This window comes from Geodermatophilus sp. URMC 63 (assembly GCF_053502565.1).
Genome location: NZ_CP199956.1, coordinates 971,249 through 992,840 on the forward strand (window position 1 = coordinate 971,249; position 21,592 = coordinate 992,840).

At 74.7% G+C, this 21,592-nt stretch carries 21 protein-coding genes; 6 read left to right on the plus strand and 15 right to left on the minus strand.

The genetic code is table 11. The features are described from left to right. Nucleotides 1–182 precede the first annotated feature (182 nt). On the plus strand, nt 183–404 hold the full coding sequence (locus ACWIZO_RS04785) for a DUF3073 domain-containing protein (RefSeq protein ID WP_446757602.1): 222 nt from the start codon (nt 183–185) through the stop codon (nt 402–404). Between the two features lie 59 nt (nt 405–463). Here the strand turns inward: ACWIZO_RS04785 and purM are convergent, their stop codons facing one another. Continuing rightward, nucleotides 464–1,525, minus strand: a complete 1,062-nt coding sequence (gene purM, locus ACWIZO_RS04790; RefSeq protein ID WP_448641372.1) for a phosphoribosylformylglycinamidine cyclo-ligase — start codon at nt 1,523–1,525, stop codon at nt 464–466. Nucleotides 1,526–1,536: 11 nt separating this feature from the next. Then, complete coding sequence (gene purF / locus ACWIZO_RS04795) at nt 1,537–3,090, minus strand: amidophosphoribosyltransferase (RefSeq protein WP_448641373.1); 1,554 nt, start codon at nt 3,088–3,090, stop codon at nt 1,537–1,539. A gap of 130 nt (nt 3,091–3,220) precedes the next feature. On the opposite strand from purF, the gene ACWIZO_RS04800 reads away from it, so the two are divergent. After that, nucleotides 3,221–3,559 carry a hypothetical protein gene (locus ACWIZO_RS04800; protein WP_448641374.1) on the plus strand — a complete coding sequence of 113 codons (339 nt, stop codon included), beginning with the start codon at nt 3,221–3,223 and terminating at the stop codon, nt 3,557–3,559. 33 nt (nt 3,560–3,592) lie between these two features. Here ACWIZO_RS04800 and ACWIZO_RS04805 read toward each other — a convergent pair whose 3' ends face one another. Together ACWIZO_RS04805 and ACWIZO_RS04810 are read right to left on the minus strand one after the other, a co-directional pair. After that, nucleotides 3,593–4,228, minus strand: coding sequence for an MBL fold metallo-hydrolase (locus ACWIZO_RS04805; protein WP_448641375.1), 636 nt, complete (start codon nt 4,226–4,228; stop codon nt 3,593–3,595). Then, nucleotides 4,228–5,313 (minus strand): S-(hydroxymethyl)mycothiol dehydrogenase, encoded by a 1,086-nt coding sequence (locus tag ACWIZO_RS04810; protein ID WP_448641376.1) that lies wholly within the window; start codon nt 5,311–5,313, stop codon nt 4,228–4,230. The genes ACWIZO_RS04805 and ACWIZO_RS04810 overlap by 1 nt, the downstream gene beginning before the upstream one ends. 217 nt (nt 5,314–5,530) lie before the next feature. Between ACWIZO_RS04810 and ACWIZO_RS04815 the strand changes: the two genes are divergently transcribed. After that, nucleotides 5,531–6,961: an OFA family MFS transporter gene (locus ACWIZO_RS04815; RefSeq protein WP_448641377.1), complete on the plus strand. Its 1,431-nt coding sequence runs from the start codon at nt 5,531–5,533 to the stop codon at nt 6,959–6,961. After that, a complete protein-coding gene (locus tag ACWIZO_RS04820; RefSeq protein WP_448641378.1) occupies nt 6,958–7,101 on the plus strand; it encodes an MFS transporter small subunit in 144 nt (47 codons plus the stop codon). The genes ACWIZO_RS04815 and ACWIZO_RS04820 overlap by 4 nt, the downstream gene beginning before the upstream one ends. Nucleotides 7,102–7,286: 185 nt before the next feature. Here the strand turns inward: ACWIZO_RS04820 and ACWIZO_RS04825 are convergent, their stop codons facing one another. The 8 genes from ACWIZO_RS04825 to purB all read right to left on the minus strand — a co-directional run bounded on the left by ACWIZO_RS04825 (nt 7,287) and on the right by purB (nt 15,001). After that, nucleotides 7,287–7,676 carry a sterol carrier family protein gene (locus ACWIZO_RS04825; protein WP_446757609.1) on the minus strand — a complete coding sequence of 130 codons (390 nt, stop codon included), beginning with the start codon at nt 7,674–7,676 and terminating at the stop codon, nt 7,287–7,289. A gap of 2 nt (nt 7,677–7,678) precedes the next feature. After that, the gene (gene purL / locus ACWIZO_RS04830; RefSeq protein ID WP_448641379.1) at nt 7,679–10,024 is read right to left on the minus strand and encodes a phosphoribosylformylglycinamidine synthase subunit PurL; all 2,346 of its coding nucleotides are present in this window, start codon (nt 10,022–10,024) and stop codon (nt 7,679–7,681) included. After that, nucleotides 10,021–10,692 (minus strand): phosphoribosylformylglycinamidine synthase subunit PurQ, encoded by a 672-nt coding sequence (purQ, locus tag ACWIZO_RS04835; protein WP_448641380.1) that lies wholly within the window; start codon nt 10,690–10,692, stop codon nt 10,021–10,023. Before purQ ends, purL begins: the two co-directional genes overlap by 4 nt. 11 nt (nt 10,693–10,703) lie before the next feature. Continuing rightward, nucleotides 10,704–10,943, minus strand: a complete 240-nt coding sequence (gene purS / locus ACWIZO_RS04840) for a phosphoribosylformylglycinamidine synthase subunit PurS (RefSeq protein ID WP_446757612.1) — start codon at nt 10,941–10,943, stop codon at nt 10,704–10,706. A 135-nt stretch (nt 10,944–11,078) separates the two neighbouring features. Continuing rightward, nucleotides 11,079–11,954, minus strand: a complete 876-nt coding sequence (locus ACWIZO_RS04845) for a DUF559 domain-containing protein (RefSeq protein ID WP_448641381.1) — start codon at nt 11,952–11,954, stop codon at nt 11,079–11,081. Between the two features lie 127 nt (nt 11,955–12,081). Further along, nucleotides 12,082–12,834, minus strand: a complete 753-nt coding sequence (locus ACWIZO_RS04850) for an alpha/beta fold hydrolase (protein WP_448641382.1) — start codon at nt 12,832–12,834, stop codon at nt 12,082–12,084. Continuing rightward, the gene (locus tag ACWIZO_RS04855) at nt 12,834–13,694 is read right to left on the minus strand and encodes a phosphoribosylaminoimidazolesuccinocarboxamide synthase (protein WP_448641383.1); all 861 of its coding nucleotides are present in this window, start codon (nt 13,692–13,694) and stop codon (nt 12,834–12,836) included. Before ACWIZO_RS04855 ends, ACWIZO_RS04850 begins: the two co-directional genes overlap by 1 nt. Further along, nucleotides 13,694–15,001, minus strand: coding sequence for an adenylosuccinate lyase (gene purB, locus ACWIZO_RS04860; RefSeq protein WP_448641384.1), 1,308 nt, complete (start codon nt 14,999–15,001; stop codon nt 13,694–13,696). The genes ACWIZO_RS04855 and purB overlap by 1 nt, the downstream gene beginning before the upstream one ends. A 107-nt stretch (nt 15,002–15,108) precedes the next feature. Here purB and ACWIZO_RS04865 point away from each other — a divergent pair, with 107 nt between their 5' ends. After that, the gene (locus ACWIZO_RS04865) at nt 15,109–16,569 is read left to right on the plus strand and encodes an AI-2E family transporter (protein WP_448641385.1); all 1,461 of its coding nucleotides are present in this window, start codon (nt 15,109–15,111) and stop codon (nt 16,567–16,569) included. Nucleotides 16,570–16,679: 110 nt separating this feature from the next. Here ACWIZO_RS04865 and purD read toward each other — a convergent pair whose 3' ends face one another. Beyond that, complete coding sequence (purD, locus tag ACWIZO_RS04870; protein WP_448641386.1) at nt 16,680–17,942, minus strand: phosphoribosylamine--glycine ligase; 1,263 nt, start codon at nt 17,940–17,942, stop codon at nt 16,680–16,682. A gap of 52 nt (nt 17,943–17,994) precedes the next feature. Next, complete coding sequence (gene rsgA, locus ACWIZO_RS04875; RefSeq protein ID WP_448641387.1) at nt 17,995–18,951, minus strand: ribosome small subunit-dependent GTPase A; 957 nt, start codon at nt 18,949–18,951, stop codon at nt 17,995–17,997. Nucleotides 18,952–19,131: 180 nt separating this feature from the next. Between rsgA and ACWIZO_RS04880 the strand changes: the two genes are divergently transcribed. Further along, the gene (locus ACWIZO_RS04880; RefSeq protein ID WP_448641388.1) at nt 19,132–20,172 is read left to right on the plus strand and encodes a glycerophosphodiester phosphodiesterase family protein; all 1,041 of its coding nucleotides are present in this window, start codon (nt 19,132–19,134) and stop codon (nt 20,170–20,172) included. Between the two features lie 106 nt (nt 20,173–20,278). Here the strand turns inward: ACWIZO_RS04880 and ACWIZO_RS04885 are convergent, their stop codons facing one another. Beyond that, nucleotides 20,279–21,568: an adenylosuccinate synthase gene (locus ACWIZO_RS04885; RefSeq protein WP_448641389.1), complete on the minus strand. Its 1,290-nt coding sequence runs from the start codon at nt 21,566–21,568 to the stop codon at nt 20,279–20,281. Nucleotides 21,569–21,592 lie beyond the last annotated feature (24 nt).

The following is a 21,592-nucleotide window of genomic DNA, read 5'->3' on the forward strand; positions in this document are numbered from 1 at the left end:
CGGCCGGCGCCTCGCCGGTGTGCCGCCGGCCACGGTCGGGGGACGCCGGGGGGAGGACCCGTGCCCCCGTTCCATCGGTGTCGTAAGCTCGGTCCAGACACAGTCACTCAGTCGGGGTCGCCACGCGGGCCGTCCAGCCCGTGAGCTGGGCTCCCGTTCTCCGTTATGAGGGGGTCGAGCCGATGGGGCGCGGCCGAGCGAAGGCCAAGCAGACACGCGTGGCCCGTGAGCTCAAGTACAGCTCACCCAACACCGACCTCTCCGCGCTCCAGCGCGAGCTGGCCGGGTCTCCGTCGTCCTACACCGCCCCGGCGGGCAAGGACGACGACGATGACGACGGCGACGAGTACGCCGACCGTTGGGCGGACGACGACGCGGACGACGACTGGGCAGCCAGTCGCTGACGGGCCCGGTCCGGGGGCTCACCCCGACTCGTGAGGGGTGAGCCCCCGGACCGGGGTCCTCAGCAGCGGTAGCTGCCCGTCAGCCGTGCGCCGGTCCCCCCGGCGGTGACCACGCCGGCCACCCACGACGGCACCCCGCGCCCGGTCAGCAGCCGCACCGTCCGGTCGGCGGCCTCGGCAGCGACGACGGCGACCATGCCGACGCCGCAGTTGAACGCCCGCTCGGACTCCTCGCGCGGCACGCCGTGCTCCTCGAGCAGCGAGACGGCCGCGGGCAGCGCCCAGGTGCCGCGGTCGAGCACGGCCTGCAGCCCGTCGGGGACCACCCGGGCGGTGTTGCCGGCCAGCCCGCCGCCGGTGACGTGCGCGAACGCGTGCACGCCCTCGACGCCGAGCTCGCCGACCAGCGCCAGGCAGTCGAGCGCGTAGACGCGGGTCGGCTCGAGCAGCACCTCGCCCAGCGGGCGGTCCAGCCCGGCCGGCGTGGTCGTCAGGTCCAGCCCCGCGGCGGACACCACGCGGCGCACCAGCGAGTAGCCGTTGGAGTGGAAGCCCGACGAGGCCATCGCCACAACGACGTCGCCGTCGCGGACCCGCTCGGGGCCCAGCACCGCGTCGGCCTCCACGACCCCGACCGCGGTGGCGGCCAGGTCGTAGTCGTCGGGGGCCATCAGGTCGCCGTGCTCGGCGGTCTCCCCGCCGACCAGCGCGGCACCGGCCTGCTCGCAGCCGGCCGCGATGCCGGTGACGATCGCGGCGACCCGCTCGGGCACGACCGTCCCGACGGCCACGTAGTCCTGCAGGAACAGCGGCTCGGCGCCGCAGGCCACCAGGTCGTCGACGACCATGGCGACCAGGTCGATGCCGACCGTGTCGTGCCGGTCCAGCTGCCGGGCCAGCGCGAGCTTGGTGCCCACACCGTCGGTGGAGGAGGCGATCAGCGGCCGGCGGTAGCGGGTCGTGTCCAGCGCGAACAGCCCGGCGAACCCGCCCAGGCCGCCGACCACCTCGGGGCGGCGGGTCCGCTCGACCGCGGTCCGCATGAGGGCGACGGCGCGCTCGCCGGCGTCGATGTCGACGCCGGACGCGGCGTAGGTGAACTCCCCCGCGCGCCCGCTCACGGACGGCTGGTTCACGGGCGACGCAGCGCGTCGTCGGCGCCGCCGGGCACCGCGGGGCTGCCGGCCTGCCGGCCGGTCCAGCCGCTGCCCGAGCGGACGTCGTCCACCCGGCGCTCGATGCCCTCGAGGACGTGCTTGCCCAGCACGCCGGCCTCGCCGAGCGGGATCGGGTACTCGCCGGTGAAGCAGGCGGTGCACAGCCGGCTGGCCGGCTGCTCGGTGGCGGCGATGAGGCCCTGCTCGGAGACGTAGCCCAGCGAGTCGGCGTTGATCGAGGCGCGCACGCCGTCGACGTCGAGGCCGTTGGCGATCAGCTCGGCGCGGCTGGCGAAGTCGATGCCGTAGAAGCACGGCCACTTCACCGGCGGCGAGGAGATGCGCACGTGCACCTCGAGGGCGCCGGCCTCCCGCAGCATCCGGATCAGCGCGCGCTGGGTGTTGCCGCGCACGATCGAGTCGTCGACGACGACCAGCCGCTTGCCGCGGATGACGTCGCGCAGCGGGTTGAGCTTGAGCCGGATGCCCAGCTGCCGGATGGTCTGACTGGGCTGGATGAACGTGCGGCCGACGTAGGAGTTCTTGACCAGGCCCAGGCCGTAGGGGATGCCGGAGGCCTCGGCGTAACCGACCGCGGCTGGGGTGCCCGACTCCGGCACGGGGATGACCAGGTCGGCGTCGGCGGGGTGCTCCTTCGCCAGCCGGCGGCCGATCTCGACGCGGGCGGCGTGCACGCCGCGGCCGCCGATCGTGGTGTCGGGCCGGGCGAGGTAGACGTACTCGAAGACGCAGCCCTTGGGCTCGGCCGGGGCGAAGTGCTGGCTGCGCAGGCCGTTCTCGTCGACGGCCAGCAGCTCGCCGGGCTCGACCTCGCGGACGACGGAGGCGCCGACGATGTCCAGCGCCGCCGTCTCGCTGGCGACGACCCAGCCGCGCTCCAGGCGGCCGAGGACCAGCGGGCGCACGCCCTGCGGGTCGCGGGCGGCGTAGAGGGTGTCCTCGTCCATGAACGTGAAGCTGAAGGCGCCGCGCAGCTGCGGCAGCACCTCCATCGCGGCGGCCTCGACCGACAGGTCCGGCCGCGCGGCGATCAGCGCCGTGACCAGATCGGAGTCGGTGCTGGAGGTGAAGGCCCCGCGGACACCGGCATCGGCGGCCCTGCTCGCCAGCTCGGCGGTGTTGACCAGGTTGCCGTTGTGGCACAGCGCCAGCCCGGTCCCGGCGTCGGTGGTGCGGAACGTCGGCTGCGCGTTCTCCCAGGTGGAGGAGCCCGTCGTCGAGTAGCGGGTGTGGCCGACGGCGAGGTGGCCGCGCAGGCTGCCCAGGGTCGACTCGTCGAAGACCTGGCTGACCAGCCCGAGGTCCTTGTAGACGACGACCGAGGCGCCGTCGGAGACGGCGATGCCGGCCGCCTCCTGACCACGGTGCTGCAGGGCGTACAGGCCGAAGTAGGTCAGCTTCGCGACCTCCTCCCCCGGCGCCCAGACACCGAAGACGCCGCAGGCGTCCTGGGGGCCGGGAGCGGAGGGGTCGAGGGCGTGCGTCAGCCGTCCGTCACCGCGAGGCACCTCTCGAGGGTACCGGCCGCCGGCCGTCCCGCCCGGTGGTGCGCACCACGCGCGGCCCGCGGCGCCGGCCGGGGGAACCCCGGCCGCCTCCGGCCCGTTGACGGTCGGCACGCGTGGAAGAGGAGCGGACATGAGCAACGACCGGCCCGACCCGAACGACTTCCTTGAGATGGCCCAGCGGGCGCTGCGCAGCCTGTTCGACCCGTCGCGCGGCGACGACGACCCCTGGGCGCGAGCGACCGACCGGGGTCCGGCCCCGCGGGAGCGGCACCGGGAGCCGAGCGCCGAGGAGCGGCGCGAGAACCTCACGTTCGCCCTGGCCACCCGCGCCGTCGAGGCGCTCGAGGACCTCGCGCTGAACGTCGCGGCGATCCGCCAGCGCCTGGAGCGCACGACGACGCCGGAGGGCGGCCCCGGCGACGGGAGCAACGACGGCAGCGCGGCCGGGGACGACGCCGACCGGGCGTGAAGCCCGGCGTGGTCGGCCCCGGCCGGCCGCGTCTCAGTGCACGGTGCTGATCTCGGCGGAGATCCTGGTGTCCTCGCCGTGCCCGGTGTGCACCACGGTGTCGCCGTGCAGGGTCAGCAGCCGGCTGCGGATCGAGTTCAGGATCGTCGGCTTGTCGCTGAACGAGCGGCCGGTGGCCCCGGGCCCGCCGTGGAACAGCGTGTCCCCGGTGAAGACGGCGGCCAGGTCGGGGGCGTGCAGGCAGGTGCTGCCCGGGGAGTGACCGGGGGTGTGCAGCGCGGTCAGCGTCGTGCCGGCGACGCGGAACGTCGTCCCCTCGCCCAGCGCCTCGTCGGGGTCGACGCCCTCGTGGACCTCGCCGTAGACCATGTTCCAGAGCATCCGGTCGGCGGGGTGGAACCAGATCGGCGCGCCGGTGGCCTCACGCAGGTCGACCGCGGCGGTGATGTGGTCGTTGTGCCCGTGGGTGAGCACGATCGCGGTCACCCGCCGGCCGCCGATGGCCTCGACGATCGGCTCGACGCGGTGCGGGGCGTCGATCACGAGCACCTCGTCGTCGTCCCCGACGAGCCAGACGTTGTTGTCGACGTCGAAGTCCTGCCCGTCGAGGCTGAACACACCGCTGACGACGGCCTTCTCGATGCGGACGCCCTGGGTCGACCCGGCCATCAGAGGACGACCACCGAGCGCAGCACCTCGCCGGCGTGCATCTTCTCGAAGGCCTTCTCCACGTCGTCCAGCCCGATGGTCTCGGAGACGAAGTCCGCCAGCGGGAAGCGGCCCTGCCGGGACAGGTCGGCCAGCAGCGGGAAGTCCCGGCTGGGCAGGCAGTCGCCGTACCAGGAGGACTTGATCGCTCCACCCCGGCCGAACAGCTCGATCATCGGCAGGGTCAGCTGCATCTCCGGGGTCGGCACCCCGACCAGCACCACCCGCCCGGCCAGGTCACGGGCGTAGAAGGCCTGGGTGAACACCTCCGGACGGCCCACCGCGTCGATCGCCACGTCCACCCCGAACCCGCCCGTGTAGCCGCGGATCGCCTCCACCGCGTCGGTGTCGCGGGAGTTGACGGTGTGCGTGGCGCCGAACTGCTCGGCCCACGCCAGCTTGCGGTCATCGACGTCGACGGCCACGATCGTCGTCGCCCCGGCCAGCGCCGCCCCGGCGATCGCGGCGTCGCCCACCCCGCCGCAGCCGAACACCGCCACGCTCTCCCCGCGCTGCACCCCGCCGGTGTGGATCGCCGCCCCCACCCCGGCCATCACCCCACAGCCCAGCAGCCCCGCGGCGGTCGCGGGGGTGGCCGGGTCGACCTTCGTGCACTGCCCGGAGTGCACCAGCGTCTTGTCGGCGAACGCGCCGATGCCCAGTGCCGGGCTCAGCGCGGTGCCGTCGGCCAGGGTCATCGGCTGCGCGGCGTTGTGGGTGTTGAAGCAGTACTGCAGCTGCCCCTTGGCACACGCCCGGCACTGCCCGCACACCGCCCGCCAGTTGAGCACCACGAAGTCCCCGACCGCGACGTCGGTGACGCCCGCGCCGACCGCGGCGACGGTGCCGGCGGCCTCGTGGCCGAGCAGGAAGGGGAACTCGTCGTTGATCCCGCCCTCCCGGTAGTGCAGGTCGGTGTGGCACACCCCGCACGCGGCCACGTCCACCACCGCCTCCCCCGGGCCCGGGTCGGGCACCACGATCGTCTCCACGCCGACCGGTGCTCCCTTGCCGCGGGCGACGACGCCCCTCACCTCGTAGGCCATGGCGCGAGCCTAGGGGTGACGCCGCCGGGACGCCCCGGGGCCGCCCGAGGGTCGTGCGGCATCGCATGCCGCGCAACGATCCGGTCTCGGCGTCCCCCGATCGGGTCCGCTGGCCGCGCGACACGTCTGAGCGCGACATACCGTCCTCGCGGGTCCGTGACCTCGCGCACAGGCCCGTCCATGGGGGAACCCGAACGTCGCGACCGGAGGTCCGTCTGTGGCAGTACCGAGTTTCCTGGCCCGGGAACGCATCGTGGCCCGGCCCGGGTTCAACCGCTGGCTGATCCCGCCGGCCGCGCTGGCGGTCCACCTGTGCATCGGTCAGGCGTACGCGACCAGCGTCTACAAGGCATCCCTGGTCTCGCACTTCGAGACCAGCCTGACCGCGATCGGCATCATCTTCTCGATCGCGATCGTCATGCTCGGCCTCTCCGCCGCGCTGTTCGGCACCTGGGTCGACCGCAACGGCCCGCGCGCGGCGATGTTCACCTCCGCCGTCTTCTGGGTCACCGGCTTCCTGGTGGGTGGGCTGGGCATCGAGACCCGCCAGCTGTGGCTGGTGTACCTGGGGTACGGCGTCATCGGTGGCATCGGCCTGGGCATCGGCTACATCTCGCCGGTGTCCACGCTGATCAAGTGGTTCCCCGACCGTCCGGGCCTGGCCACCGGCATGGCGATCATGGGGTTCGGTGGCGGTGCGCTCATCGCCTCGCCGCTGTCCCGCCAGCTGATGAGCTGGTACGACCCGACCTACGTCCCCAGCGACAGCACCTCGGTGCCCGATGGCGACGCCGTGGCGGCGCTGTTCTTCACACTGGCCGCGATCTACCTGGTCTTCATGATGTTCGGCGCCTTCATCGTCCGGGTGCCGGCCGACGACTGGCGGCCTGCGGGCTTCGACCCGTCGTCGGTCAAGAAGAAGGCGCTGGTCACCACCGAGAGCGTCTCGGCGGCCAACGCCATCAGGACGCCGCAGTTCTGGCTGCTGTGGACGGTCCTCTTCTGCAACGTCACCGCGGGCATCGGCATCCTCGAGCAGGCCTCGCCGATGATCCAGGACTTCTTCCGCACCGGAGAGACGTCCACGGTCCTGCCGGCCACCGCAGCCGGCTTCGTCGGCGTGCTGTCGCTGTTCAACATGGGTGGCCGGTTCGCGTGGTCGACGACGTCGGACTTCATCGGCCGCAAGCCGATCTACATGGTCTACCTGGGCGTCGGGATCGTGCTCTACGTCATCCTGGCCCTCGTCGGCAGCTCGGCCACCTGGGTCTTCGTGCTCACCGCCGCGATCATCATCAGCTTCTACGGCGGTGGCTTCGCCACGGTCCCGGCCTACCTGCGCGACCTGTTCGGCACCTACCAGGTGGGCGCCATCCACGGCCGGCTGCTGACCGCGTGGGCGGCCGCCGGTGTGGCCGGCCCGCTGATCGTCAACGGCGTCCTCGACACCCAGGGCACCCCCGGCCAGCTGGTCGCGGCGAATTACCGCCCGGCGCTGTTCATCATGGTCGGCCTCCTGGCGGTCGGCTTCGTCGCCAACCTGCTGATCCGCCCGGTGGCCAGCAAGTGGCACGAGCCCCACGCCACCACCCACGCCACCACCCACGCCACCGCCCGCGCAGACACCGAACGGAGCGCCGTCCGATGAGCACCCCCGTCACCGACGACCGCACGCCCACGCACACCCCGGTGGGGCTGATCGCCGTCGCCTGGGCCCTGGTGGGCGTCCCCCTGCTCTACGGGCTGTACAACACGGTCAAGGCAGCCAGCGCCCTGTTCGGCGGCTGACCCGCACCACACGCCACCGCGCCCCCGCCCGGTCCTCCGGGCGGGGGCGCTGTGCTGTCCGTCGTCCTACCGGACGACACCGCGGCCAGGTGCCGTCCCCCTGCTGTACGGAGCCCACCCCGTGTCCCCGCCGGGGACCCTCCGGGCCCCGCGCCGGGTCCACCCGCGACGCACGCCGGGCCCCGTCACGTGCCGCGGCCCAGAGGCCGCAGGGGGAGGTGCGCGGACAGGTCGGCGCGGTTGCCGCTGGCGCTGACCCTCCCCTCGGCGACGGCCTCGGCCCAGCCGAGCTCGCCGGTGGCCAGCCGCAGCCAGGTCGCCGCATCGGTCTCGACGACGTTGGGCGGCGTGCCGCGGGTGTGCCGGGGCCCGGGCACCAGCTGGACGGCGACGTGCGGCGGCACCCGCAGCTCCACCGACCGTCCGGGCACCTGCTGGGCCAGCCAGCGGGTGCTGGTCTTCACCGCGGCGCCGAGCACCGACCGGGGCGGCTGCTCGGCCTCCCCCGCCAGCCACGGGCGGACGGCGTCGACGGCGGCCCGCAGCTCCCCGGCGGGGATCGGTGCGGCCGGCACGGTCAGCTGGTCGGGACCGCGCCCGAGGGGACCGTGCCCACCGCGGCCTCCGGCGTCCCGAACAGAGCCGGCAGCGTCGCCGTCCACGCGGCGCGCAGCTCCGCCAGCGGGATGTCGGCCACGCCCTCGACGGCGAGCGCGTCCCCGCCCGTCGTCCCCAGCTCGGTGACGGCGACGCCGGCCCACTCGGCCGTGGTGCGCACCCCCTCGGGGTCGGTGGTCGTGACGACGGCGCGGGCGGCGGACTCGCTGAACAGCGCGGTGAACGCGTCGTCGCCGAGTCGCAGCCGCGCCCCGGTGCCGTGGCGCAGCGCCGACTCGGCCAGCGCCTGCGCCAGGCCGCCGTCGGCGAGGTCGTGGGCGGAGGTGACCAGGCCCTCGCGGCCCAGCGCCCCCAGCAGCTCGGCGAGCGACCGCTCCGCCTCGAGGTCGACCGCCGGCGGGCGGCCGCCGAGGTGGCCGTGCACGACGCTCGCCCAGGCCGAGCCGCCGAACTCCGGCCGCGTCTCGCCCAGCAGCAGCACCGTCTCGCCGTCGCCTCGCCAACCGGTGGACACCCGCGTGCGGACGTCGTCGTGCACGCCCAGCACGCCGATGACCGGGGTGGGGTTGATCGCGACGTCGCCGGTCTGGTTGTAGAGGCTCACGTTGCCGCCGGTGACCGGCAGGCCCAGGTCGCGGCAGGCGTCGGCCAGGCCCCGGACGGCCTCGGAGAACTGCCACATGACCTCCGGCTCCTCCGGGGAGCCGAAGTTGAGGCAGTTGGTGACCGCCAGCGGGCGTGCGCCGCTGACCGCCACGTTGCGGTAGGCCTCGGCGAGGTTGAGCTGCGCGCCGGTGTAGGGGTCGAGCCGGGCGAAGCGGGCGTTGCCGTCGAGGGCCAGCGCGATGCCGCGGTGCGAGTCCTCGTCGATGCGGACCAGGCCGGCGTCGTCGGGCTGGGCGAGCACGGTGTTTCCGCGCACGTAGCGGTCGTACTGCTCGGTGACCCACGTCTTGTCCGCGCCGTCGGGGCTGGCGACGACGGCCAGCCAGTGCGCGGTGAGCTCCTCCGGCGTCGCCGGGCGGGGCAGCGCGGCTGGGTCGTCGGCCCGCAGGTCGTCGAGGTCGGCGGGGCGCTGCATCGGCCGCTCGTACACCGGGCCCTCGTGCGCGACCGTACGCGGCGGGACGTCGACGATCCGCTCGCCGTGCCAGTCGACGGTCAGCCGGTCGCCGTCGGTGACCTCGCCGATGACGGTGGCCAGCACGTCCCACTTCCGGCACACGGCGAGGAACTGCTCCACCTTGCCCGGCTCGACGATCGCGCACATGCGCTCCTGCGACTCGCTCATCAGGATCTCGGCCGGCGTCAGCGTGGAGTCGCGCAGCGGGACGGCGTCGAGGTCGACGTGCATGCCGCCGGTGCCGGCGCTGGCCAGCTCGCTCGTCGCGCAGGACAGGCCGGCGCCGCCGAGGTCCTGGATCCCGGTGACCAGGTCGGCGGCGAAGATCTCCAGGCACGCCTCGATGAGCAGCTTCTCGGTGAACGGGTCGCCGACCTGCACGCTCGGGCGCTTGGCCGGGCCCTCCTGGTCGAAGGTCTCGCTGGCCAGCACGCTCACACCGCCGATGCCGTCACCGCCGGTGCGGGCGCCGAAGAGCACGACCTTGTTGCCGGCGCCCTCGGCCTTGGCCAGCCGCACGTCCTCGTGCCGCATGACACCGACGCACAGCGCGTTGACCAGCGGGTTGCCGGCGTAGCACTCGTCGAAGAGCAGCTCGCCGCCGACGTTGGGCAGCCCCAGGCAGTTGCCGTAGCCGCCGACCCCGGCGACGACGCCGGGCAGCACGCGGGCGGTGTCGGGGGCGTCGGCGCGGCCGAAGCGCAGCGAGTCCATGACCGCCACCGGGCGGGCGCCCATGGTGAGGATGTCGCGGACGATGCCGCCCACCCCGGTGGCCGCGCCCTGGTAGGGCTCGACGTAGCTCGGGTGGTTGTGCGACTCGACCTTGAAGGTGACCGCGTAGCCGTCGCCGACGTCGACCACGCCGGCGTTCTCGCCGATGCCCACCAGCAGCGCCTCGCTGCGCGGCAGGTCCCCGAAGCGGCGCAGGTGCACCTTCGAGCTCTTGTAGGAGCAGTGCTCGCTCCACATCACCGAGTACATGGCCAGTTCGGCGGTGGTGGGCCGGCGGCCGAGGATGTCGCGGATGCGGGCGTACTCGTCGCTCTTGAGGCCCAGCTCGGCGTAGGGCTGTTCGACGTCGGAGGTGCTCGCGGCGAGGTCGACGGTGTCGAGCCGGTGCGACAGCGGGCCGGGCCCGGTGTCGAGGTCGGAGAGCCCCGCGGTGGCCGACTCGGTCACGCTGCCACGACCGCCTTCAGGACGCTGGTGAAGAACCCGAGCCCGTCGGTGCCCGGGCCGGTGAGGTCCTCGACGGCGTGCTCGGGGTGCGGCATCAGCCCGACCACCCGGCCGTCCGCGCTGGTGACGCCGGCGATGTCGCGCAGGCTGCCGTTGGGGTTGCCGCCGACGTAGCGGACGGCGACCCGGCCCTCGCCCTCGAGCCGGTCCAGATCGGCCGGGGCGGCGACGTAGCGGCCCTCGCCGTTCTTCACCGGGACGACGACCTCCTGGCCCTGCGCGTAGTCCGACGTCCAGGCGGTGTCGGCCCGCTCGATGCGCAGGCGCTGGTCGCGGTTGCGGAAGTGCAGGTGGCTGTTGCGGGTGAGCGCGCCCGGCAGCAGGCCCGCCTCGCACAGCACCTGGAAGCCGTTGCAGATGCCGAGGACGGGCATGCCCTGGCGCGCCCGGTCGACGACGTCGCGCATCATCGGCGCCCGGGCGGCGATGGCGCCGGCGCGCAGGTAGTCGCCGTAGGAGAAGCCGCCGGGCAGGACGACGGCGTCGACGTCGCGCAGGTCGTGCTCGGCGTGCCAGAGGGCGACCGGCTCGGCCCCGGCCAGGCGCACGGCACGGGCGGCGTCGACGTCGTCCAGGGAGCCCGGGAAGGTGATGACACCGATGCGCACGGTGGTCCCTCTCAGTCGGTGGTGAGGTGCAGCTCGACGTCCTCGATGACCGGGTTCGCGAGCAGCGTCTCGGCGATCTGCCGCAGCTCGGCCTCGTCGGGGGTGCCGTCGACGTCGAGGACGAAGTGCTTGCCCTGGCGGACGCCGGTCACCTGGGTGTGCCCCAGCCGGCCGAGCGCGCCGAGCACCGCCTGCCCCTGCGGGTCGGAGATCTCCGGCTTGAGGACGACGTCGACGACCACCTGCGGCACGCCGCCGAGGGTACCGGGGTGGCGCGGGCCACTGACCGGCCCGCGGGTCGCCGGGTCCCGCCCTCTCCCGTCGGTCGAGATCCCGTGATCTCGCATGCTCGACGCGGGCCGGGTGTGCGAGATCACGGGATCTCGTCACCGGAGGGCGCGGCGGATCTCCGCCGCCACCTCGTCCGGACGTCCGAGCACGTCAGCCGAGGTGAAGCGCAGCACGGTCCAGCCGGCCGCGACCAGCCGGTTCTGACGACGCAGGTCCTCGACGAAGACGTCCCGCTCGCGATGGACGTCGCCGTCGAACTCGACGAGGACCCGCCGATCCGGCCAGGCGAGATCCGCTCTGCCGAGGAACCCGCCGGCTCCGTCCCGGACGACGTGCTGCAGCTCGGGCGCGGGCAGGCGCGCCTCGTGCACCACCCAGCGCAGCACGGACTCCATCGGTGACTCGGCGCGGGAGTCCGCGATCGGCAGCACCTCCCGCGCCCGTGCGCAGCCGCGACCGGCCGGTCGGCGGGCCAGCTGCCGTTCCAGGGCTGCCCGTGGGACGGAGCGGCGGAGCATCTGGTCGGTGACGGCGAGCAGGGCCGCGGGCTGGAGGACGCCCGCGAGGTCCCGCCATGTACGCGCCGGCGTGGTGACGGGCATCCCCTCGTGCCGGAGGACCTCATCGTCCTCCAGCGCGAGGCGGTGGATGCGACGGTCGCGCCGGCTCTCCGCCCGCCCGGTGGCCGGCACGGTGACGTCCACCCGGTGGTCGCCGCGGTCCTGCAGCGGGATCTCGACACCCCACAGGGCGGCTGCGGTGCGGTGGCTGGCGACCGCCCCGGGCGGCGCGGTCAACAGCACGGCAGCCAGTCGGGCGCGCGCGTCACCGGCCATCGACACCGGCAGGTAGGTGTCCCGCGAGAGGTGGAGCACGCCCGGCTGCTGCAGGTGCCGGTCGTTGAGCCCTGCGGCGCGCGCTGCGGTCCGGGTGAGGGGGCCAGTGATGTGGATCCGGGGTCGGCGCTGCATGCGGGCACCGTGCCGGGCTCGGCGGGTCGCTCGCTCCCGCTGTCCACAGCCCCGTCGAGATCGCGTGATCTCGCAGCCCAGAGCGGCCTGGACGATGCGAGATCACGCGATCTCGGCGAACCGGGGGTCAGGCGCGCAGCAGGGACCAGACGGCGTCCGGGGCCTCCCAGTGGGCGTTGTGCCCGGCGCCCTCGACCAGCACCGCGTCGGGGTCGACCCGGCGCATCGCAGCGAGGCCCACCATCGGGTCCGCTGCACCCGCCGCCAGCCGCAGCGGTGCGGCGGCCCGCCGCAGCACCTCCTCCACCGACGGGCCGACGGCACCGAACGCCCGCGGGTCCAGCGCCGGGGTGAAGCCACCGGACGTCTCCCGGACGCCGGCGAGCGCCACCCCGGAGGACGGGTCCACGAGCCCCGTCAGGCCGGCCAGCCGGAGGTGCCGCTCGGCGGCCTCGGCGGCGGTGGGGAACACCTGCGGCGGGCGGGCGGCCATCCGGCGGGCACCCGCCTCCTCCTCGGGCGTCCAGTCGATCTTCACGCCGAGCGCGACGACCCGGGCCACCTCGACGCCGTACCAGCCACCGGCGAGGACCGCGCCGACCACACCGCCGAAGGAGTGGCCCAGCACGGTCACCCGGGAGGCACCGGCGGCCAGGGACGCCACGTCCGCGGCGTGCACCGCGTAGCCGTAGGGCGGCTCGGCCACCGACCGGCCGTGCCCGCGCAGGTCGGGCACCGCCCAGGAGCCGGGCCAGTCGCGCTCGACCAGCGGCAGCAGCCGGTCCCACACCGCTCCGGTGGCGCCCAGCCCGTGCAGCAGCAGGAGCAGGTCCCCGCCCGACCCGCCGGAGCGGTGGGAGATCCCGGCCCGCGTGCGCATCACCGGAAGGTCGCGCCGGTCAGCTGCTCGTAGGCGGCGACGTAGCGCGCGCGGGTGGCCTCGACGACGTCGTCCGGCAGCTCCGGCGGCGGGGAGACACGGTCCCACCCCGACGACGTCAGCCAGTCGCGGACGTACTGCTTGTCGAACGAGGGCTGCGCCGCGCCCGGGGACCACGACGACGCCGGCCAGAAGCGGGAGGAGTCCGGCGTGAGCACCTCGTCGCCGAGCACCAGGCCGCCGTCCGCGGTGAGTCCGAACTCGACCTTCGTGTCGGCCAGCACGATGCCCGCGTCAGCCGCGATCTCGGCCCCCCGCCGGTACAGGGCGAGTGTCAGCTCGCGCAGCTCCTCGGCCCGCGCGGCACCCACCAGGTCGACCACGCGCGCGAAGGGGATCGCCTCGTCGTGGTCCCCGACGGCGGCCTTGGTCGAGGGCGTGAACACCGGCTCCGGCAGCCGCGAGCCCTCGACGAGGCCCGCCGGCAGGACGACGTCGACGATCGACCCGGTGCGCCGGTACTCCGCCGTCCCCGAGCCCGACAGGTAGCCGCGGGCCACGCACTCCACCGGCAGCATCTCCAGCCGCCGCACCAGCATCGCCCGGCCCGCCACGTCGGCCGGCACGTCGGTCGCCGACAGCAGGTGGTGCGAGGCCCCGAACGACGACAGCACCGGCGTCAGCTGCGCGAACCACCACACCGACAGCTGGGTGAGCACCCGCCCCTTGTCCGGGATCGGCGTGGGCAGCACGTGGTCGTAGGCCGAGATGCGGTCCGAGGCGACCAGCAGGAGGCGGTCGGCGCCGGCGTCGTAGACCTCGCGGACCTTGCCGCGCGCGACGAGGGGCAGGTCGGGCATCAGGTCAGCGCCGCGAGCCGGTCGAACAGCGGGCCCAGCCGGCGCACGTACCCCTCGGGCCGGCAGATCTCGTCGAGCCGGGCCTCGTCCAGCGTCACCCCGGAGGCGTCCGCGCGGGCCCGCAGCGTCGACCGGAACGGCGTCCCGGTGTTCCACGTCTCCATCGCCGCCGACTGCACCAGCGCGTAGGCGTCCTCGCGCGACAGGCCGCCCTCGACGAGCTCCAGCAGCACGGCGGAGGTGTAGATCAGCCCGCCGGTCGACTCGAGGTTGGCCCGCATCCGCTCGGCGTCCACGACCAGGCCGGAGACCAGCCCGGTGGTCAGGTGCAGCAGGTAGTCGGTGGTGATCGCGGCGTCGGGCAGGAAGACCCGCTCGGTGGACGAGTGCGAGATGTCGCGCTCGTGCCACAGCGGGATGCCCTCCATCACCGGGACGACGGCGGCGCGCACCACCCGCGCGAGCCCGGCGATGCGCTCCGAGCGGATCGGGTTCTTCTTGTGCGGCATCGCGCTGGAGCCCTTCTGGCCGGAGCCGAAGGCCTCCGACAGCTCCCGCACCTCGGTGCGCTGCCCGTGCCGCACCTCCAGCGCCACGGCCTCGCAGACGGTCGCGATCACCGCGAGGGCCGCGACCCACTCGCTGATCGAGTCGCGGATGACCACCTGGGTGGACGCGTCGGCGGGCGCGAGGTCCAGCGCCTGTGCGACGGCGACCTCCACCGAGGGGTCGATCAGCGAGTACGTGCCGACGGCGCCGGAGATGGCGACGACGCCGACCCGCTCCCGGGCCGCCTTCAGCCGGTCGCGGGAGCGCGCCATCGCGAAGGCCAGGTCGGCGACCCGGTGGCCCCACACGTCGGGCTCGGCGTGCACGCCGTGGGTGCGGCCGACCTTGATGGTGTCGCGGTGGGCCAGCCCGTGGTCGCGCAGCACGGCGACCAGCCGGTCGGCCTTGGCCAGCAGCACGTCGGTGGCCTCGGTGAGCTGGACGGCCAGCGCGGTGTCGAGCAGGTCCGACGACGTCATGCCGTGGTGCACGTACGCGGCGGCCGAGCGGGGCTCGGTGTTGTCGGCCCACGCGGTGAGGAAGGCGATGACGTCGTGCTGCGTCGTCTCCTCGATCTCGGCCACCCGCGCGGCGGTCGGTGGCGGGGCGTTGCGCACCGGCTCGACGACGTCGGCCGGCACCCGCCCGGCCGCCGCGTGCGCCTCCAGCACGAGGGTCTCCACCCGGCACCAGAGCTCGTACTTGTGCTCGTCGCTCCAGACCCGGCCCATCTCGGGGAGCGTGTAGCGGTCGATCACGCGGGTACCGCCCGCACCCGGTCAGCTCGTCGAAGCACGTGCGCATCCTCCCGCAGGGCTAGCGTGATCGAGAACGGGCCCCACCTCACCCCGCGGAAGGACCGGCGATGCTGCGACGGGCCACCCACCTGGTCGCCCGGGCGCGCGAGCAGATCCGCACCGCGGCCGAGCGGGACCCGCACGCCTGGCCGGAGCGCGACGACGACCGGGCGATCCTCGTCCGCGACGACGAGCCGTGGACGACGGCCGACGACGGCGGCGGCGCCGGCAACGGCGACAGCGGCGGCAACGGCGGTGACAGCGGCGGTGACGACGACGCGCCCCTGGGCAGCCCCGCGCCCGACGCCCCCGACCTCGACGGCCCGCTCGGGCCCGGCGGGGTCAGCGGCCCGCCCGAGGGCGGCCGGCCGCACCGCCCCGCCGAGCGCGGCCGCCGGCTGCTCGGCCCCGGCCGGGACGTGCCGCACGGCGACGCCGCGGTGCCCAGCGGGCTGCGGACGGCGGCGTCCTGGTCGTGGCGCATGATCGCCGTCCTCGCCGGCCTGTACGTGCTGCTCTACGTGGCGGCCTACGTGGCCGTGGTCCTCGTCCCGGTCATGGTGGCGCTGCTGCTGGCCGCGCTGCTGCAGCCGGGCGCGGCGGCGCTGATCCGGCACGGCTGGCCGCGCTCGCTGGCGGCGCTGGTGATGCTGCTCGTGGGGCTCGGGGTGGTCGCCGGGATCATCACGCTCGTCGTGCAGCAGGTCACCGCCGGCTTCACCGACCTCGCCGACCAGGTCACCCAGGGCCTCGACCAGATCCGCGACTTCGTCGTCGAGACCTTCCCGGTCAGCCAGCGGCAGATCGACGAGGCCCTGACCTCCTTCCAGGACTTCGTCGCCGGCAACCAGGAGGAGCTGGCCTCCGGCGCGATCACCACGGCCGCGACCGTCGGCGAGGTCTTCACCGGCGTGGCCCTGGCGCTGTTCACGCTGTTCTTCTTCCTCAAGGACGGCCGGTCCATCTGGCTGTGGCTGGTCGGCCTCTTCCCCCGGGACTCCCGCGCCTACCTCGACGAGGCCGCCCGCCGCTCGTGGCGCACGCTCATCTCCTACGTCCGCGCGACCGTCGCCGTCGCCCTCGTCGACGCCGTCGGCATCGGCATCGGGCTGGCCGTCCTCGGTGTGCCGCTGGTGGTCCCGCTCGCCGCACTGGTGTTCCTCGGCGCGTTCATCCCGATCATCGGGTCGTTCCTCGCCGGGTCGGTGGCCGTGCTGGTCGCGCTCGTGGCGGTCGGCCCGATCAAGGCGCTGATCGCCCTGGCGATCGTCGTGCTGGTCATGCAGCTGGAGGGGCACGTGCTGCAGCCGCTCCTGCTCGGCAAGGCGGTGCACGTGCACCCGCTGGCCGTCGTCCTCGCCATCGCGGCCGGCCTGCTGGTCGCCGGCATCTTCGGCGCGCTGATCGCGGTGCCGGTGGTGGCCTGCGCCAACGTGGCCGGCACGTACCTGTCCCGCCGGCACGACGGCCCGCGGCCGCCCGAGCCGCGGCCCGAGCGCGCCCGCCCGGCCGTCGGGGTCCGCACCTGAGGGACGGCCACGATCAGGTGACCTGATCGTGGCGCGTCCTCCCTCACCGCCCACCGTGAGGGAGGACGCGCTGCGGTGCGGGAGGACGCGCTGGCGTGCGGGAGGAGCCGCTAGGTGCCGGGGACGGCGATCCGGCCCTCGACGGCAGCCAGCGCGATGTCGCTGCGCCAGTGCGCCCCGGCCAGCCGGACGGCGGCCACCCGCTCGTAGGCGGCCTGCCGGGCGGCGGCGAGGTCGGCGCCGGTGGCGGTCACCGCGAGCACCCGCCCGCCGGCCGAGCGGACCGTCCCCTCGGCGTCCACCACGGTGCCAGCGTGCAGCACACCCTCGCCGTCGGCGCCGGTGACCGGGTCGCCGGTGCGCGGCCGCTCCGGGTAGCCGGCCGCGGCCACCACGACCGTGACGGCGGCACCGGACCGCCAGCGCAGCGGCGGGTGGTCGGCGAGCGTGCCGGTGGCCGCGGCGTGCAGCAGGCCGGCCAGCGGCGTCTCCAGCAGCGGCAGCACCACCTCGGTCTCGGGGTCGCCGAAGCGCGCGTTGAACTCGACCACCCGCACGCCGCCCGCGGTCAGCGCCAGCCCGGCGTACAGCAGCCCGGAGAACGGCTCGCCGCGACGGCGCATCTCGTCGACGGCCGGCTGCAGCACCGTGGCCAGCACCTCGTCGACCAGCCCGGACGGCGCCCACGGCAGCGGCGCGTAGGCCCCCATCCCGCCGGTGTTCGGGCCGGCGTCGCCGTCGTCGCGGCGCTTGGCGTCCTGCGCGGGCAGCAGCGGCAGCACCGTCGTCCCGTCGGTGACGGCGAACAGCGACACCTCCGGCCCGTCGAGGTACTCCTCCACCAGCACCGCGCCCCCGGCCTCGAGCACGCGGTGCCCGTGGGCCACCGCGGCGTCCCGGTCGGGGGTGACGACGACGCCCTTGCCGGCGGCCAGCCCGTCGTCCTTGACCACGTACGGCGGGCCGGCCTCGTCGAGCGCGGTCTCCAGCTCGGCGGGGCCGCCGACCGGCCACGACCGCGCGGTCGGGACGCCGGCGGCGGCCATCACGTGCTTGGCGAAGGACTTGCTGCCCTCGATCTGCGCGGCCTGCTCCGACGGCCCGAAGCAGGCGATCCCGGCGTCGCGGACCGCGTCGGCGGCCCCGGCCACCAGCGGGACCTCCGGCCCGACGACGACCAGGTCGGCACCCCAGCCGGTGGCCAGCGCCGCGACCGCGACCGGGTCGGCGACGTCGACCGCTGCGGGCTCGGCGAGCGCGCGCGTGCCGGCGTTGCCCGGCGCGCAGGCCAGCGCGGTGACCGCGGGGTCGGAGGACAGAGCGACGCACAGGGCGTGCTCCCGGGCACCGGAGCCGATCACGAGCACGCGCACGGGGCGACGCTACCCAGGCGGCGGCGCGGCGGCCGGCAGAGCGGGGAGAGGGCTACCGCAGCCGGTTCGGTTGCGCCCGCTGCGCGCGGTGCAGCGCCTTGACCCGGGCGTGCTCGGCGGCCCGGGCGCGGGCGTCGGCGCGCAGGAGCTGGCGGTGCGCCTCGGCCTGCAGCTTGCGCCAGCCGAGCAGGCGGCCGGGGTCGAGCCGGCCGTCGTCGATCGCCGCGGCGACGGCGCAGCCGGGCTCGGTGCGGTGGGCGCAGTCGCGGAACCGGCAGCCGGCGGCCAGCGCGGCGACGTCGGCGTAGGCGGTGTCGACGCCCTCGTCGTCGTAGAGGCCGAGCTCGCGCATGCCGGGGGTGTCGACCAGCAGGCCGCCGCCGGGCAGCACGTGCAGCTCGCGCGCCGTGGTGGTGTGCCGGCCGCGCCCGTCGGCCTCCCGCACCTCCCGGGTGGGCGCCACGATCCGGCCGGCGAGCGCATTGGCCAGGGAGGACTTCCCGACGCCGGACGGGCCGACCATCGCCGCCGTCTGCCCGGGCCCGACCAGCGCCCGCACCGCGTCCACGCCCTCACCGGTGCGCACGCTGACCGCCAGCACCTCGACGCCGATCGCCTCCTCGGCGACCTCCGCCACCGCGGCCGGGACGTCGTCGCACAGGTCGGCCTTGGTGAGGACGACGACCGGCGTGGCCCCGCTCGACCACGCCACCGCCAGGTAGCGCTCGACCCGGCGGGCTCGCGTCGGGCCGGCGAGCGCGTCGACGACGAGCACGGTGTCGATGTTGGCGGCCACGACCTGGGCGGCCGACGTGCGCCCCGCGACGGTGCGGGTGAACGCCGAGCGGCGGGGCAGCAGCGCGACGGCGAGCTCGCCCCGCAGGGCCACCCAGTCCCCCACCGCGGGCGCGTCGACGCCGTCGGGGTCGTGCAGCGCGGCCGCGGGGTGCACCCGCCGTTCCCCGTCGGCGGTCAGGACGGTCAGCCGGCCGCGGTCGACCCGGGTCACCCGGGCGAGTCGGGTCCCCGTCGGCAGGGACTCCTGTGACGGGGGTGACCCGCCGATGTGTGAGACATGCGCCACACCCCGGATGATGGCCCGCAGGTCAGCGGCACGTCGCCTCGTTTTGGCACGACTCGCCCCGCGTCGTTCGCCTCCGCGCAACCTGGCTGGGGTGTCCTGGATGTCATGCACGCGATCGAGTCGCTCGCGACTCCCGCAGTGGCCCGCCTCCCCCGCGCCGTCGTCGTCGGGCACCGTGGTGCCTGCGCGTACCGCCCCGAGCACACGACCGCCAGCTACGAGCTGGCCATCGACATGGGCGCCGACCTGATCGAGCCCGACCTCGTCGTCAGCAGGGACGGCGTCCTGATCGCGCGGCACGAGAACGAGCTCTCGCGCAGCACCGACGTCGCCGAGCGGCCCGAGTTCGCCGACCGCCGCACCACCCGCCGGGTGGGCCGCAAGCGCAAGACCGGCTGGTTCGCCGAGGACTTCACGCTCGCGGAGCTGCGCTCCCTGCGCGCCGTCGAGCGGATGCCGGAGCTGCGACCGCTCAACACCGCCTACGACGGCCAGTTCGGGGTCCTCACGCTCGAGGAGGTCGTGGAGCTGGCCCGCCGCCGGTCCACCCCCCAGCGGCGGGTCCGGGTGCTGGCCGAGCTGAAGAAGCCGAGCTGGTCGGCCCAGCGCGGCCAGCCGATGACCGAGCTGGTCGCCGCCGAGCTGCGCCGTCTCGACGCCGCCACGTCCGACGGCACCGTCGTCCTGCAGTCCTTCGACGCCGGCGCCCTGCGCCGGCTGCGCGCCGACCTCGGCGACGGCGGCCCGCGGATGCTGCAGCTGGTCGACGTCGCCCCGACCGACGACGCGCTGCTCACCAACGCCGGCCTGCGGGCGGTGTCCACCTACGCGCAGGGCATCGCGCCCAGCCGCGACCGGATCCTGCTGCGCGACGACGACGGGGCGCTGACCGGCGTCTCCGACCTCGTGACCCGCGCCCACCACGCCGGCCTGTTCGTCGTCCCGTGGACGCTCGCGGCGGAGAACGCCTTCCTGCCGCGGCACCTGCGGATCGGCACCGACCCGGCCGCGACCGGCGACGCCCGCGGCGAGGCCCGGCTGCTGCTGGCGCTCGGCGTCGACGGCGTCATCACCGACAACCCCGACGTGGTCGTCGCCGCCCGCGCCGAGCTCGAGCAGCCGGCCACCACCAGCCGCGCCGCCTGAGGTGTGGACGCCGCGCGGTGATCAGGTGACCTGATCGTCGAGCGTCCTACCTGACGGTGGGACGTGAGGGAGGACGCTGCACGATCAGGTCACCTGATCGTCGCGCTCAGCCGAGCAGGTCGTGGACGACGACGTTCTCCTGGCGCCCGGGGCCCACGCCGACCACGCTGACCCGCGCGCCGGAGAGCTCCTCGACCCGGCGCACGTAGGCCTGGGCGTTGGGCGGCAGCTCGTCGAAGGACCGGCAGTGCCGGATGTCCTCGAACCAGCCCGGCAGCTCCTCGTACACCGGCGTCGCGTGGTGGAAGTCCGTCTGCGTCATCGGCATCTCCTCGTGCCGGACGCCGTCGACGTCGTAGGCCACGCAGATCGGCACCGTCTCCAGGCCGGAGAGCACGTCGAGCTTGGTGAGGAAGTAGTCGGTGATCCCGTTGACCCGGCTGGCGTAGCGGGCGACGACGGCGTCGAACCAGCCGCAGCGCCGGTCGCGGCCGGTCGTCACGCCGACCTCGCCGCCCTGCTTGCGCAGGTACTCGCCCCACTGGTCGTGCAGCTCGGTCGGGAACGGGCCCGAGCCGACCCGGGTCGTGTAGGCCTTGAGGATCCCCACGACCCGGGAGATGCGGGTGGGACCGATCCCGCTGCCGGTCGCGGCGCCGCCGGCGGTCGGGTTGGACGACGTGACGAACGGATAGGTGCCGTGGTCGACGTCGAGCAGGGTGCCCTGCGAGCCCTCCAGCAGCACCCACTCGCCGGCGTCGAGGGCGCGGCCCAGCAGCAGGCGCGTGTCGGCGATGCGACCCCGGAGCTGCTCGGCGTAGCCGGCATACTCCTCGACCACCTCGTCGACGTCGATGGCCTTGCGGTTGTAGACCTTGACCAGGACCTGGTTCTTCTCCTGGAGCGTGCCCTCGAGCTTCTGGCGCAGGATCGACAGGTCGAGCAGGTCGGCCACCCGGATGCCGGTGCGCGCGACCTTGTCGCCGTAGGCCGGGCCGATGCCGCGGCCGGTGGTGCCGATGCGGCGCTTGCCGAGGAACCGCTCGGTGACCCGGTCCAGCGCCCGGTGGTGCGGCATGATCAGGTGCGCGTCGGCCGAGAGCACCAGCCGCGAGGTGTCGACGCCGCGCTCCTCCAGCCCGGCCAGCTCACCGATGAGCACCTGCGGGTCGACGACGACGCCGTTGCCGATGACCGGCGTGCAGCCCGGCGTGAGGATCCCCGAGGGGATCAGGTGCAGGGCGTAGCGCTCCCCGTCGGGCGTGATCACCGTGTGCCCGGCGTTGTTGCCGCCCTGGTAGCGGACCACGTAGGGCACCCGGCCCCCGAGGAGGTCGGTGGCCTTGCCCTTGCCCTCGTCGCCCCACTGGGCGCCGATCAGCACGACTGCCGGCATCTCGCTGTCGTCCCCCTCAGGACT

Coding starts and splice junctions, on each gene's coding strand:
- ACWIZO_RS04810 (WP_448641376.1), bottom strand. CDS start 5,313: ATGGCCTACGAGGTGAGGGGCGTCGTCGCCCGCGGCAAGGGAGCACCG.
- ACWIZO_RS04820 (WP_448641378.1), top strand. CDS start 6,958: ATGAGCACCCCCGTCACCGACGACCGCACGCCCACGCACACCCCGGTG.
- ACWIZO_RS04885 (WP_448641389.1), bottom strand. CDS start 21,568: ATGCCGGCAGTCGTGCTGATCGGCGCCCAGTGGGGCGACGAGGGCAAG.
- ACWIZO_RS04805 (WP_448641375.1), bottom strand. CDS start 4,228: ATGGCCGGGTCGACCCAGGGCGTCCGCATCGAGAAGGCCGTCGTCAGC.
- ACWIZO_RS04785 (WP_446757602.1), top strand. CDS start 183: ATGGGGCGCGGCCGAGCGAAGGCCAAGCAGACACGCGTGGCCCGTGAG.
- ACWIZO_RS04850 (WP_448641382.1), bottom strand. CDS start 12,834: ATGCGCACGCGGGCCGGGATCTCCCACCGCTCCGGCGGGTCGGGCGGG.
- ACWIZO_RS04865 (WP_448641385.1), top strand. CDS start 15,109: ATGCTGCGACGGGCCACCCACCTGGTCGCCCGGGCGCGCGAGCAGATC.
- ACWIZO_RS04855 (WP_448641383.1), bottom strand. CDS start 13,694: ATGCCCGACCTGCCCCTCGTCGCGCGCGGCAAGGTCCGCGAGGTCTAC.
- ACWIZO_RS04880 (WP_448641388.1), top strand. CDS start 19,132: ATGCACGCGATCGAGTCGCTCGCGACTCCCGCAGTGGCCCGCCTCCCC.
- ACWIZO_RS04845 (WP_448641381.1), bottom strand. CDS start 11,954: ATGCAGCGCCGACCCCGGATCCACATCACTGGCCCCCTCACCCGGACC.
- ACWIZO_RS04800 (WP_448641374.1), top strand. CDS start 3,221: ATGAGCAACGACCGGCCCGACCCGAACGACTTCCTTGAGATGGCCCAG.